This is a genomic window from Paenarthrobacter sp. NPDC058040 (assembly GCF_042885775.1).
GTDB lineage: Bacteria > Actinomycetota > Actinomycetes > Actinomycetales > Micrococcaceae > Arthrobacter.
Genome location: NZ_JBHVRN010000002.1, coordinates 101,241 through 114,395, shown reverse-complemented (window position 1 = coordinate 114,395; position 13,155 = coordinate 101,241). Strand labels below are relative to the sequence as shown.

The following is a 13,155-nucleotide window of genomic DNA, read 5'->3' as shown; positions in this document are numbered from 1 at the left end:
GTAGCAGAAGTGCGCGTTTTGACGGCTCAAAACGCGCACAATTGCGACTCAGTTGGGCCAAGTGGGTTAGTGGAATTGGCCCTCTTCGGTCGATCCGACCAGTGCGAGGGTGGAGGCGTTCGGGTTGAGCGCCGTGGCGATGTCGTCGAAGTAGCCGGTGCCGACTTCGCGCTGGTGCTTGGTGGCGGTGTAGCCGCGGGACTCGGAGGCGAATTCCTTTTCCTGGAGCTCGACGTAAGCGCTCATGCCTTCACGGGCGTATCCGTGGGCGAGGTCGAACATCGAGTAGTTCAGGGCGTGGAAGCCGGCCAGGGTGATGAACTGGAACGTGAAGCCCATGGCGCCGAGTTCGCGCTGGAACTTGGCGATGGTGGCGTCGTCCAGGTGCTTGCGCCAGTTGAAGGACGGGGAGCAGTTGTAGGAGAGCATCTGGTCCGGGAACTCGGCCTTGACCGACTCGGCGAACTTGCGCGCCAGCTCCAGGTCCGGGGTGCCGGTCTCCATCCAGATGAGGTCGGAGTACGGTGCGTAGGCCTTGGCGCGGGCGATGCAGGGTTCGATGCCGTTGCGGACCTTGTAGAAGCCCTCGGCGGTGCGCTCGCCGGTGATGAACTCGCGGTCGCGCTCGTCGACGTCGGAGGTGATCAGTGTTGCTGCTTCGGCGTCGGTGCGGGCGATGACCACCGTGGGGGTGCCGGCGACGTCGGCTGCCAGGCGGGCTGCGTTCAGGGTCCGGATGTGCTGCTGGGTGGGGATCAGGACCTTGCCGCCCAGGTGGCCGCACTTCTTTTCGGATGCGAGCTGGTCTTCCCAGTGAACGCCCGAGGCGCCGGCGGTGATCATGGATTTCATGAGTTCGTAGGCGTTCAGCGGGCCACCGAAGCCGGCTTCGGCGTCGGCGACGATCGGGACCAGCCAGTCCTCGACCGTCTTGATGCCCTCCGCGTATTCGATCTGGTCGGCGCGGAGCAGGGCGTTGTTGATGCGGCGGACAACCTGCGGCACCGAGTTGGCCGGGTACAGGGACTGGTCCGGGTAGGTGTGACCCGAAAGGTTGGCGTCAGCGGCTACCTGCCAGCCGGAGAGGTAGATGGCGCGGAGTCCGGCCTTGACCTGCTGCACGGCTTGGTTGCCGGTCAGGGCTCCGAGGGCGTTGGTGTATCCGCCGGTGGGAGCTTCCTCGGTGAGCTGCTTCCAGAGCTTCTCCGAACCGCGGCGGGCCAGGGTGTGCTCTTCAGAGACGCGACCGCGGAGGCGGACGACGTCGGTGGCCGAGTAATCACGGGTGACGCCCTCCCAGCGCGGGTTGGCGGACCATTCAAGTTCCAGCGCTGCGGCCTGCTGCTCGGCGGTCTGCTCGGCTGGTTCAAACGATGCGGTCATTGCATGTCTCCTAATATCCTGGCGGGGCTCCCCGGGCCGGCCTCCGCTGCGTCATTGCTGCTTCGGCCGGCTTACCCGGGGTCTGTATTTCTTTTCGTGAGAACTACTTTTCTGCACTTTCAACAGGCTTTCTAGAGGAAAACTATGGAAAGAAATGCAGTTCTTCGCGTATTCTCAAGAAATGTCGCCTGTGAGCTGGAGCCGCGAAGTCGCGTCGCCGTCGTCGTCCCCTGCGTCCCCTGAACTGGACGTCATCAGCCTTGGCCGCCGCGTGCGCCATTTACGCAAGCAGGCCGGTCTGACGCTCGATGACTTGAGTGCCGCCGTCGGGACCGCGCCAAGCCAGTTGAGCCTCATCGAGAACGGCAAACGCGAGCCCAAACTCGGGCTCCTTCAGCAGCTGGCCGCCTCCCTCAATGTGAGCATCGACCAGTTGCTTGGGGCAGAGCCGCCCAGCCGTCGCGCGGCCTTGGAAATCGAGCTTGAACGGTACCAGCGCGGACCGCTCTACGAGTCGCTGAACCTGCCCAAAATCCGCATCAGCTCGCGGCTTCCGCTCGATGTGCTGGAGTCTCAGGTGGGGCTGCTTCAGGAACTCGAACGCAAACTTAACGATCAGGTTGCGACGCCGGAAGAGGCCCGCCGCGCGAACGGCGAGTTGCGTGCCATGATGCGCGAGCGCGGTAATTATTTCCCCGAGTATGAGGCCGAGGCGCAGAAGGTGCTCAAGGGCGTCGGTTACACGACGGGTCCGCTCAGCCAGCACGTCATTGCGGACATTGCCGAGAACCTCGGTTTCAGCCTCCATCATGTGGGGGACTTGCCCCACTCCACGCGGTCCGTGACGGATTTGAAGAACCGCAGAATTTACCTGACACAGAACCAGCGGCAGGATCACGACCCCCGCTCGGTACTCCTCCAGGCCCTGGGCCACTACGTCCTGGGCCATGAGACACCGCGGAACTACGGGGATTTCCTGGCGCAGCGGGTTGCTACCAACTACTTCGCCGCCGCGCTCTTGCTGCCGGAGCAGGCCACGGTGGAGTTCCTGCAAAAGGCCAAGGCCGCCAAGGAAATCGCTGTGGAGGACATCCGCGACGCCTTCGCCGTGTCCTACGAGACCGCCGCGCACCGCTTCACCAACCTGGCCACCAAGCACCTGGGGATCACCACGCACTTCCAGAAGACCCACCAGTCGGGCATCATCTACAAGGCTTACGAGAACGACGGCGTCACCTTCCCGCAGGACCACACCGGGGCCATCGAGGGGCAGCCCTCGTGCAAGGCGTGGACCTCGCGGGCCGTGTTCGATGTGCCCGACAAATTCAGCGCCTACAGCCAATACACCGACACGCCGTCCGGAACGTACTGGTGCACGGCCCGCACCGAGCGGTCGGCGGCCGGCGAGTTTTCCTTGAGCATTGGAGTGCCGTACCAGCACGTGAAGTGGTTCCGGGGCCGTGAAACCACTGCACGGGCAACGTCGAACTGCCCTGATCCGAATTGCTGCAAGCGGCCCCCGGCATCTCTAGCGAACGAGTGGGCTGGCAACGCGTGGCCCTCTGCCCGGGCCCACTCACACCTGCTGGCGGCCATGCCTCCCGGGGCTTTCCCCGGCGTGGACGAAACCGAGGTCTACTCCTTCCTCGCGGCCCACTCCGCCCGCTGACCTCCCCAACCCTCTATCACATAAAGGCCACATTTCCGGATCCCTCTCTCACTTCGCGTGAACTTTGCCCGCCTTCGGGGCACCATGAAGCCATCACGGTTTCCAAGGGGTTGGGTCATGGCTCGGACGTTGTCAAGGATCGCTGCAGTTGCTGTGGTGGGTGCGCTGTTAGCCGTCACGGCGTGCGGGCCCCAGCCAGCCGCCGTCGTGCTGGTGAAGGCCGAGGGCGTGGCCCGGGTTTCGGTGCAGCCGCAGGACTACAGCGCGCAGCTTAAGGCGCTCAACGCCTCCGTGCGGAAGCTGGGAGGCGCTCTTTTGGCGGATGGCGGCGATGGCACCAACGGCAACGTCGTTTCGTCGCCCGCCAGTTTGCTGATCGCGCTGGGCATGCTGCGGTCCGGAACGTCGGGAGTCACCGCGGCTGAGATGGACACGGTTCTGGGGCTGCCCGCGGAGGGGCGCGACGAGGCACTGAACGCGCTGCTCACCTCCCTGGCGAAGTACGACGGCGACCCCGGCTCCGTCGATGAGGACAACCCGCCGCGCAAACCGGTGATGCATACAGTGAACGGGCTGTTCGTGGACCGTGACGTGCCCACCGGGCCGGCCTTCCTGGCGAACCTTGCCCGGCAGTTCGGCACTGGCGTGTACCCCGTCTCCTTCCAGGACGAAGCCGTGACCAAGCCCGCCATTGACCGATGGGTGAGCGAGAACACCGGAGGCCGGATCAAGGAAGCTCCCGCTGGTTATGATCGCGACAACACGTTCAGCCTGCTCAATGCGCTCTACTTCGCGGCCGCGTGGCAGACGCCGTTCAATGCGAATAACACCTCTGACAGGCCGTTCACTACGGCGGGCGGGGAAGTGGTCCCCGTGCCCACCATGGGCGCCACCGTCAGCATGAAATACGCCGAGGCCAGTGGCTGGAAAGCGGTGGACCTCCCGTACGCCGAAGGTTTCGTGATGCGTTTGGTACTGCCCGACGCCGGCACGCCGGGTTCGGCGGCCGTTTCCGCAGAGGTGATGGCCGGGGTTGAGGATGGGTTGTCCCGTGCCCGGGCCCAAATGGTCACTATCGCGCTTCCGAAGTGGGACCACAAGACAACGTTCGACCTTCGGAAGGTCTTTGAATCCCTGGGGCTCAAGGAGATGCTTCGGACCGAAAGTGACTTCAACGCTATCCAGACGGGGATGAAGCTGACGCAGGCGGCGCAGGCAGCCAACATCACCGTTGCTGAGAAAGGGACGGTTGCGGCGGCGGTGACCCAGATCAACGGGATGGCCACCAGCGGGACTGTAGTTCAGCGCGAGATCATCCTCGACCACCCGTTCCACTACGAGATTGTGCACGTGGAGACGGGCATGCCGCTGTTCACGGGGTGGGTTGCGGATCCGAGGTGAGCCCAGGCGAGTCGAGTTCGCTGGAACAGTGCGGCGCCGCCGGAAGTTTCCGGGGGCCCGCTTGCGGCCTGCGGCACAGTGCTGGCTCAGGCGTCCAGTGAATTCGCCCAAGCCAACGCACTCTCGCGCCTCGGTTCGGCCTCATCGATCAGCCCTAGTCGTTCGACCAGCGTTGCTGCAGCGATCAATTTGGCTTCCACCAAGGCCGCGACGAAAGCATGGTCTTTGGCCCGCGCGGCAATCAACTTAGCCGCGCAGAGGTCATATGGGTCCAAACAGAGACCTGTGCTGTTCTTGGTGTTCTCATTCCGGACACTGACGAGCCTGTATTCCCAGTCTCGCGGGAGCACGGCGGTTTTCTTGCCTACGCCCTGGACGTAGAAACCGAACTCCGCGTGGAAAGGCGACCATTCTCCGATGGCGGCATCGATGTTGTCCGCAAGGATTCCCGCGTCGTCATCCGACATTGGAGCGATATCGACCTCATCGGACATGGTCGCCGCGGCGGGCAACTGTTCTTCAGAGTAGGACCCGAGTATTGATTGGCTTCCAATGACGATGACGCGGTCGTTGTGAACGATTTCGGTGGCGGCGCGGATGGCGTGCTCGAGCTCCTCACGGCGCAACCGCTGCCGCCTTCTTGATCGCGAGCATTCGTTCCTGCTCGGTCAGAGCTCCCGCGAAGGGGCTCATTTGCCTGAGCTCTTTCGCGAATGGGCTGTCCTCAAGCATTGCGGCCTCGATCTCTGCAATTGGGCACCTCAAAAGGTCCTCCCACCGGTCGACCCATTCCTCGGCTATCGGATTCCTTGCTCTTTCGCGCATTTTTTCGATGCCGGCGCGGCCTATCCGGCGGACTCTTTCTTCATCGGCATGAAGCTTGAGTCCCAGCTGAACATGGAGCTCAAACGGAATCCGTTCTTCCCGTCGAACCATGTGCGGGCGACGCGATCTGGCTGACTTTATCGAAGCTTGAACGACAGAAGGGCTTGAGTGGATGCTCTTGGCGATTTCCCGTATGGAAAGGCCCACGGCATGGAGTGACAGGATGGCTTCCTGCCTCCGGTGGGCGGCAATCAACTGCTCCTGGCGCAGTTGTTCGCTTCGCCGACCCAGCTCCGCAGCTTCCCGGATCAGCTGCTCAGTGTTGATCTCCATGACTGTATGGTACCCCCATACAGCCGGTTGCGGCAGGCTAACGGGCCAGCCGCGCCACCAGTACCGCCGCAGCCTGTACGACGTCGTCCGCCTCCTTCTTGGTCGCACTCAAGGCGACCTCTTGGCCGGCAACTGTGATGATGTCCGTGATGACCGCGACCGTGAGGCGCCCCAGCGTGTCATTGCTGGTGCCGAGCAGGACGGTGTTTTGCCGCACCCATTCGCGCCCGCGTTCGCGTCGAAGGACCTCGAAGCCCGGGGGAGTATCGCCCTCGATGAAGACCCGTTCAAGAGCCCGGTGCTTCCATGTGTAGTCGAAGTAGCTGCGGCTGCCCACGGCAAAGAGTTCCAGGGGATCGGTGGTTCCGGACCTTCGGGCCTTGGCCACAGCCTCCGCCACGAGCCTTTCGTGTTCGTTTTGGTAGTCGTCCCACAGCGCCAGGAAGAGTTCCGTCTTGCCGCCGAAGTGATGGTAGAGGCTGCCCACGCTCGAGCCGGAGCGGGCAACAATGCCCGAGATTCCGGCGTCGCTGAAGCCTTGTTCGGAGAAGACTTCGCCTGCCGCGTCAAGGAGGTTTCGCCGTGTGGTTGCCGTCCTGGACCACTGCCAGGCGCCGGCATGGACCGCGGCGTCGGACGTTTTTCGAACCATGGGCCCTCCTGCCGCATCATCGGTGTGTCGTTCGGCAACTTTTTGGAATCCGCTCGGAAGGAAAGCCCGCGCGGAAACCAGCAGATAACCTTGACTCATCCCAAAAATACAGGAAATAATTCTGGAAGTCTGTTCTAGAAATATGTATTGCGGTATGTATCCGAATGCTGCGATTTTTGACGCCGAACGCCCCAAAACCCGGGTGCCGTTTTCACCGTCGGGCAGCAACTGGTTGAATCGCTATGAGAGCGCCAACTGGTCGCACGCCAACAAGCCAGAGAGGAACGCGGCCTGATGTCCGTTTCAAGCAAGTCGTCCGGGATCACGTCGAACAGGTGGTTCAAACCCGTCGTCGTCACCGCAGGGGCTTTGGTCATCGCGCTGATCCTGGTGCTCATCGCCCAGTGGCTCCGCACCATGGACCCCGTCAAGCAGTTCCTTGTTGACTACCCCGGACACTCGGCCATTCCCGAGGGCGCGCCCACAGGATTCCCTGCCTGGCTCGGCTGGCAACACTTCCTCAACATGTTCTTCCTTGTCCTGATCATCCGCTCGGGTTGGCAGGTCCGGACCACCACCAGGCCGCCCGCTTATTGGACCCGCAACAACAAGGGCTTCATTAAAACGAAGAACGCTCCCAGCAAGATCAGCCTGGACCTGTGGTTCCATCTCACCCTTGACGCCCTGTGGGTGCTGAACGGCATCATCTTCATCGTCTTGCTGTTTGCCACTGGCCAATGGCTGCGCATCGTGCCAACCAACTGGGACGTGTTCCCGAACGCGGTCTCGGCCGGGCTCCAGTACGCGTCGTTGAACTGGCCAGTGGAGAACGGCTGGAACAACTACAACTCGCTGCAGTTGCTGACCTATTTCATCACCGTCTTCATCGCATCGCCCCTGGCCATCATCACCGGCCTTCGGATGTCCGGCGCCTGGCCCAAGAAGGCAGCGGTCAACAAGTTCTACCCGATCGAGCTCGCCCGCAAGATCCACTTCCCCGTGATGATCTACTTCGTGGCCTTCGTGATCGTCCACGTGACGCTGGTGCTGGCTACGGGTGCCCTGAACAATCTCAACCACATGTACGCCTCGAACAACGATTACAGCTGGTGGGGCTTCGGTATCTTCGCCGCGTCCATCGTGTTCACGGCGGCTGCATGGTTCCTGGCCCGGCCACTGTTCCTGCGCCCGATCGCGTCGCTGATGGGCAAGGTTTCGCGCTAGCCCAGCGCTCCACCCTGCCACAGGGCATCGAACGGAGCGCCGGACGCCACGCGGTTCTTGATGCCGGCGGTCACGAAAGCCTTGGCGGTCCGGGCTGCCTCAAGCGGCGACGCGCCCCTGGCCAGTTCGGCCGTCACGGCTGCTGCCAGCGAGCAGCCGGCGCCGGACACGGCAACCTCACCCACCTTCGGGGCGCGCAGGACTTCCAGCGTCTCGCCGTCGTAGTAAACGTCGACGGCGTCAGCACCTTCCAGCCGCACTCCGCCTTTGGCGAGGACCGCTGCGCCGCTGATCTGGTGGATGCGGATTGCCGCTGCCTGGAGGGTTTCCTCGTCGGTGATCGTGAGCCCGGAGAGCGACTCGGCCTCGAAGTGGTTGGGCGTGACGAACGTGGCCAGGGGCAGGATCTGTGCCTTCAACGCCTGGTCGGTGTCCAGTGCGTGCCCGGGCTCCTGCCCCTTGCAGATCAGCACCGGGTCCAGCACCACGTTCGCGAACGAGCCAGCGGCCAGGGCCTTCTCCACGGTGCTGATGGTCGCCGGGCTACCGAGCATCCCGATCTTTACGGTGTCCAATACCGAAGGTGCGCCCGAAGCGGGACCGTAGGCCGCCGTCGTTGCTTCAAGTTGGTCCGCGATGACGTCCTGGTCAACCGGCACAAAACGGTGGTTCCAGTCATTCGCCGGGTCGAACGAAACAATGCACGTGAGGTTCGCAATGCCGAAGACGCCCAATTCCTGGAAGGTCTTGAGGTCGGCTTGCGCACCGGCGCCGCCGGTCGCTTCCGAGCCGGCGATGGTCAGTGCAATGGCAGGGGAAACGGCTGAAGTCATGTCTTCCATCTTGCCATTTTCTGCCGGAACGCCCGCCCGCTAGCCGTGCAGGGCCCGGTAGGCGGCCTGGGCGGCAGGGTGCAGCGGAACGCCAGCAGTGTTGATGAGCGTTTCCGGGCTGAGGAACTGGACGCCCGTGCTCGACTTCGGGACCAGGTCTTGGGCTTGCTCCACCAGCAGTTCAACAGTCTTGCGAACAACGTGGTCGGCCAGGTCCCTCCGGCACAAGAGAAGGTTCGCGACGCCGATGGTCCATACGGCGGGCGCGTCCCCGTAGCTGTAGGCGGGGATCAGGACGCGGTCGTAGAAGAACCCCGACTGAGCCCGCGTCGCCGGAACCAGCCCGGAAATATCGAGGAGCCGGATGCCTATGTCCTGCGCAGCGGCGGCGATGGGAGCAGTCGGAACGCCTCCGGACTGGATCATGCCGTCGATCGAACCGTCCTTCAGCGACGCCAGAGCCTGGTTCAGCCCGAGGTTCACCTCTTTCACGGTCCGGGATGGTTCATGCAGTCCCGCTGCCGTGACGATGCGTCCCGCCGTCAGGGTGGTCCCCGAGCCCACTTCGCCCACGCCGGCAGTCTTCCCGGCCAAGTCGGCGAAGGTTCGGATGTCGCTGTCCTCCCGCACGATGCAGTGGACGTAGTTTTGGTACACCTTGCCCAGTGCCACCAAGCTCTCTCCGGGCTGTGTTGATTTCCCGCCGGGAGCCACATTCTGTGCCGCTGCATCGGCCAGCGCGACGGCGAAGGTCGCCTCGCCGGACAAGACCCTCTGGATGTTTTCAAGACTTCCGCCGGTAGTCAGCGCAGCGGCCCGTTCGGCGACGCGTTCCCGCTGCAGCAAGTCCGCCAGCAGTGTGGCGAACTCCAGGTAGAAGCCGCCGGATTCGCCGCCGGCAACCGTGAGCTCCTTGGGGCGCTCCTCCGGCGTGCAGGCGGCAGTCGATCCGAGCATGCCCCCGCCAAGGCTGAGGGCAACGGCCGCTTTGAAGACGCTTCGCCGGGAGACTTGATCAGGCATGCACGTCCTCCTCCGGCTTCGCGAATTCGAGGCGCGCTGTCAGGCCGTGCGGCTCGCGCGGTTCCAGGACCAGCTGGCCGCCGTTTGCCTGAGCCAGACGTTCCACGATGGTCATGCCCAAGCCGTTGCCGGGGATCCCGCTGTGTTGCGGCGCCCGCCAGAACCTAGTGGTGGACGCGGCGAGTTGTTCAGCCGGGAGGCCTGGACCGTCGTCGGAAATGACGACGGCGGTCCCGCCGTGCGCCTGCTCGGTCGCCACGGTGATGTGGGAGCCCGGAGCGTACTTGATGGCGTTGGTGAGGAGCTCGCCCACCATGTGCGCGAGTTCGTCGGGGTGGCACACGATTGTGCTCGAGGGGCCGGGATCCTTGAGTATCAACCTGGCCCCAGCACTCGCGGCCGCTGGGGCTGCCCGATCCACTTCGCCCTGGAGGATGGGGAAGGGGTCAATGACAGCGTGGCGTTGGTGCTCCGCTTGGTCGGCACGGGCAGCCCCTTCGAAGGCGCGATGTTCCGCAGCGGCCAGCTTCAGCACGCCGTCGAGCATTTCCTCCACGCGCTCAAGTTCCGCAACGACGCCTGGTGCCGCCGCCTTTTCCGGCCCACTTTTGAGCTCGAGCTGCAGAAGATCGATCCGCAACCGCAGCGCTCCGACGGGGTTGCGGAGCTGGTGCGATGTATCGGCGATAAGCCGGCGCTGGGACTCCATGCTGTCGGTCACGGTGCCGGCCATGGCGGTGAAAGAACGGCTCAGCTCGCGTAATTCGGGTGGGCCGGCTTCGGGTAGCTGGCCCGTTTTGCCCGTGGCTTCCAGTTCATGGACAGCATTGCTCAGTCTGTGGACGGGGCGAAGAACCCATGCGGTGATGCGGGACGCGGCGAGCAAGAGTAGCGCGCCCAGCGCCAACGCTGCGATTCCGACGCCGAGCCAGCGCTCCCGGAGCTTCTGCCTGGCTGCGTCGAGATTGACCTCCATGACAACCTCGCCAAGTACTTGGCTGGCGGTGCCGAAGGATCTTGAGATGATGTCCCCACCTGATCCAAAGGCGCGGACGGGGTTGAGCGTGGTGTCGCTGAGGTTGAGGCTTGCGCGGTTCAGGGCGTCCCGTACTTCGGGTTGGTCGGGGACGAGATTGCCAGAGCGGATAGTTTGTTGTTGCAGCCGGATCAGAATTCCCTCACCGTAAAGCTCGGAATAGCGGTCCATTTCGCGCTGGAGCTGGGTGGTGTCGTTATCCTCCGCGGCATCGCTGGCCAGCTGCGCGAAGCGGTTGAGGGCAGCGACGCGATTGATTTGCAGTTCCTGGGTGAGTTCCCGGCTGGCCGATGTCAGGATCACGCTGGACACAGTCACCACGATGATCACCACCAACAGGCTCAGGATGCCTAGGACGCGGACTTTCACGGCTGCTCGACGCGATAGCCGACGCCGCGCACGTTGATGATGAAACCGGGCAGCTGAAGCTTGGACCTTAGACCGGTCAGGTGCACATCCAAGGAACGTGAGTGTGCCACGAAGGCGTCGCCCCAGAGTGAGTCCAGGATCTGTTCGCGCGTGACCACGGATCCGGCGTTCCTGGCCAGGAGGCTGAGGAGGTCGAACTCCGTTGCCGTGAGGGGGAGCTGGCGTTCACCGACGGCGGCCAGGCGGCGGTCGAGGTCGACTTCCAGTTCGCCGAGAACGATGCTGTGGGGAGTTTGCTGGCCAGCGCGGTTGATTCGACGGGTCACTGCCTCGATCCTGGCAAGCAGTTCCACGAGCTTCACGGGCTTGACCAGATAGTCGTCGGCGCCCGAACGCAATCCCAGGACCACGCTGCGCTCGTCATCCCTCGCGGTAAGGATCAGGATGGGGACGTGGGTGACCTGCCGGAGTTTCCTGAGGACGTCGAGGCCGTCCACATCGGGAAGGCCCAAGTCCAGGAGGATCACCTCGTGGTTCCTGTGGTCCAGGAGGGCGTCCTCGCCGCGGGACACCCTGGTGGGTTTGTGGCCGGCCGAAGCCACCGCGGCACCCAGGGCTGACGCCATGGCGTCGTCGTCCTCGACTATGAGCACGTGCACTGTGGGTCCTTCTGGCTCGGGTGTTGGCTACTAGAGCTTAACCGTGTGAGGCCCACTCTGCGTCCTTCGGGGTGACCAAAGGGCGCAAAGCGGGCCTCACAGAGGGGCTAGCCGGGGCACCCGGGTGCGGCAGCCGCCGTCGTGCGTTCCCCCCAACGCTCTCTCACGTTTCGGCACCTTCAGGGCAACGCTCTCTCACAAGAGGGGTTCAGGCGTCGACGAGATCCTTCTTGTCGTCTCCGCGGCCTTCCCAGGCGTGGCCCTGCTCAGTGTCCAGGTGTGTGGCCTTCTTGTTCTTCAGCGCGAAGATGTAGACCAGCAGCGAGATGAAGATGGCCGCCGTGACGTAGGTGAAGAACAGGTCCTCCTGGCCGGACTTCTGCAGCGCCGCGCCGATCAGCGGAACCGTGCCGCCGAAGAGCGAGTTGGCGATCGCGTAACCCAACCCAACACCCAGGGCGCGGATCGATGCGGGGAACAGCTCGGCCTTGACCAACGCGTTGATCGATGTGTAGCCGCCCACCATGAGCAGGCCACCCATCATCAGCAGGAACGCCATGAGCGGATCCTTGGTGCCGCCGAGCATGGACAGCAGCGGCCACGTAAAGAGAACGCCCGTGACGCCAAACCAGATCAACAACGGTTTGCGGCCGATCTTGTCTGAGATCAAGCCATACACCGGCTGGAGGAGCATGAAGATGAACAGTGCCCAGAAGTTGATCACCGAGGTGTCCGTCTTGGCGATGCCGGAGGTATCGTTCATGAACTTCAGGATGAAGTTGGTGTACGTGTAGAACGCCACCGTGCCACCGAGCGTGATGCCGATGCAGATGAGCAATGGCTTCCAGTGCTTCGTGAAAAGCAGCTTCATGGTTCCCGGCTGCGCTTCGCCTTCCACCTTGATGTGGGCCGCGCGGATCTGGTCAGCCGAAACGGTTTCTTCCATGGAGCGGCGCAGCCAGAGCACCACCAATGCAGCGACCCCGCCAATCGCGAACGGGATACGCCAGCCCCACTCGGTGAGGGCTTCTTTGGTCATGGTGTTCTGCAGGATCACGAGGACGAGGAGAGCCAACATCTGGCCACCTACCAACGTCACGTACTGGAAGCTCGAGAAGAAGCCGCGGCGCTTGGCCGTCGCCGCCTCAGACATGTACGTCGCGCTGGTTCCGTACTCGCCACCCACGGAGAAGCCCTGGACCACGCGGATGAACACCAACAGGATCAACGCCCACAGGCCAATGACATCCTGCGTTGGGAGGATCGCGATGCCGAACGAACCTGCGGACATCATGGTCACGCTCAACGTCAGCGCGGCCTTGCGGCCCTTGCGGTCGGCGTAGCGGCCGAAGAACCAGCTGCCGATCGGCCGCATGAGGAACGACGTAGAGAAGACGGCCATTGCTTCGAGGCCGGCCTGAAGATCGTCCGAGGAGTTGAAAAAGTGCGACTGGAAGTACGCCGCGAACACGGTGTACACGTAGAGGTCGAACCACTCCACGAGGTTGCCGGCGGAGCCCTTGAGGATATTGCTCACGGCTTTCCGTGTTTGGGCCGCCTCGCTGAGGGGCGCAGCTTGTTGGGTGCTCATCAATGAACCTTCCTGGCGGCTGCGCACGTGGCAGCCGTGTCTTTCATGAGTTCGTTCTGTCCATGAAGCTCGTGCTCATGGCGTCCTTGCGCATGGCTCTTCGTCGACTAAGAAAGGCCCTCTTGGGGGTGAAGAGGACGTATTCCAAACTAGGGGT

12 protein-coding genes are annotated in these 13,155 nt (G+C 63.3%); 3 read left to right on the top strand and 9 right to left on the bottom strand.

The annotated features are described in order from the left end of the window. Positions 1–66 precede the first annotated feature (66 nt). Positions 67–1,383 carry an isocitrate lyase gene (gene aceA, locus ACFVSJ_RS03360; RefSeq protein WP_387434411.1) on the bottom strand — a complete coding sequence of 439 codons (1,317 nt, stop codon included), beginning with the start codon at positions 1,381–1,383 and terminating at the stop codon, positions 67–69. Between the two features lie 154 nt (positions 1,384–1,537). Between aceA and ACFVSJ_RS03355 the strand changes: the two genes are divergently transcribed. Then, the gene (locus ACFVSJ_RS03355; protein ID WP_387434408.1) at positions 1,538–3,052 is read left to right on the top strand and encodes a helix-turn-helix domain-containing protein; all 1,515 of its coding nucleotides are present in this window, start codon (positions 1,538–1,540) and stop codon (positions 3,050–3,052) included. Between the two features lie 117 nt (positions 3,053–3,169). Beyond that, on the top strand, positions 3,170–4,453 hold the full coding sequence (locus tag ACFVSJ_RS03350) for a serpin family protein (protein WP_387434405.1): 1,284 nt from the start codon (positions 3,170–3,172) through the stop codon (positions 4,451–4,453). Between the two features lie 86 nt (positions 4,454–4,539). Here ACFVSJ_RS03350 and ACFVSJ_RS03345 read toward each other — a convergent pair whose 3' ends face one another. The 3 genes from ACFVSJ_RS03345 to ACFVSJ_RS03335 are packed head-to-tail and all read right to left on the bottom strand — an operon-like array spanning position 4,540 to position 6,263. Further along, entirely contained in the window at positions 4,540–5,079 is a 540-nt protein-coding gene (locus tag ACFVSJ_RS03345; protein ID WP_387434403.1) for a DUF6036 family nucleotidyltransferase, read from the bottom strand. Next, positions 5,069–5,611, bottom strand: coding sequence for a hypothetical protein (locus ACFVSJ_RS03340; RefSeq protein ID WP_387434401.1), 543 nt, complete (start codon positions 5,609–5,611; stop codon positions 5,069–5,071). The genes ACFVSJ_RS03345 and ACFVSJ_RS03340 overlap by 11 nt, the downstream gene beginning before the upstream one ends. 37 nt (positions 5,612–5,648) lie before the next feature. Continuing rightward, positions 5,649–6,263 (bottom strand): TetR/AcrR family transcriptional regulator, encoded by a 615-nt coding sequence (locus ACFVSJ_RS03335; RefSeq protein WP_387434400.1) that lies wholly within the window; start codon positions 6,261–6,263, stop codon positions 5,649–5,651. Positions 6,264–6,557: 294 nt separating this feature from the next. On the opposite strand from ACFVSJ_RS03335, the gene ACFVSJ_RS03330 reads away from it, so the two are divergent. Continuing rightward, a complete protein-coding gene (locus ACFVSJ_RS03330) occupies positions 6,558–7,487 on the top strand; it encodes a cytochrome b/b6 domain-containing protein (RefSeq protein WP_387434398.1) in 930 nt (309 codons plus the stop codon). Here the strand turns inward: ACFVSJ_RS03330 and ACFVSJ_RS03325 are convergent. The 5 genes from ACFVSJ_RS03325 to ACFVSJ_RS03305 all read right to left on the bottom strand — a co-directional run bounded on the left by ACFVSJ_RS03325 (position 7,484) and on the right by ACFVSJ_RS03305 (position 12,998). Next, on the bottom strand, positions 7,484–8,329 hold the full coding sequence (locus ACFVSJ_RS03325) for a hydroxymethylpyrimidine/phosphomethylpyrimidine kinase (protein WP_387434395.1): 846 nt from the start codon (positions 8,327–8,329) through the stop codon (positions 7,484–7,486). The two genes, ACFVSJ_RS03330 and ACFVSJ_RS03325, sit on opposite strands and share 4 nt — an antisense overlap. A 30-nt stretch (positions 8,330–8,359) precedes the next feature. Continuing rightward, complete coding sequence (locus ACFVSJ_RS03320) at positions 8,360–9,343, bottom strand: TAXI family TRAP transporter solute-binding subunit (RefSeq protein ID WP_387434392.1); 984 nt, start codon at positions 9,341–9,343, stop codon at positions 8,360–8,362. Further along, positions 9,336–10,748 carry an ATP-binding protein gene (locus ACFVSJ_RS03315; protein WP_387434391.1) on the bottom strand — a complete coding sequence of 471 codons (1,413 nt, stop codon included), beginning with the start codon at positions 10,746–10,748 and terminating at the stop codon, positions 9,336–9,338. Before ACFVSJ_RS03315 ends, ACFVSJ_RS03320 begins: the two co-directional genes overlap by 8 nt. Then, positions 10,745–11,407, bottom strand: a complete 663-nt coding sequence (locus tag ACFVSJ_RS03310) for a response regulator transcription factor (RefSeq protein ID WP_387434389.1) — start codon at positions 11,405–11,407, stop codon at positions 10,745–10,747. The genes ACFVSJ_RS03315 and ACFVSJ_RS03310 overlap by 4 nt, the downstream gene beginning before the upstream one ends. A gap of 208 nt (positions 11,408–11,615) precedes the next feature. Continuing rightward, a complete protein-coding gene (locus ACFVSJ_RS03305; protein WP_387434387.1) occupies positions 11,616–12,998 on the bottom strand; it encodes an MFS transporter in 1,383 nt (460 codons plus the stop codon). Positions 12,999–13,155: the final 157 nt, after the last annotated feature.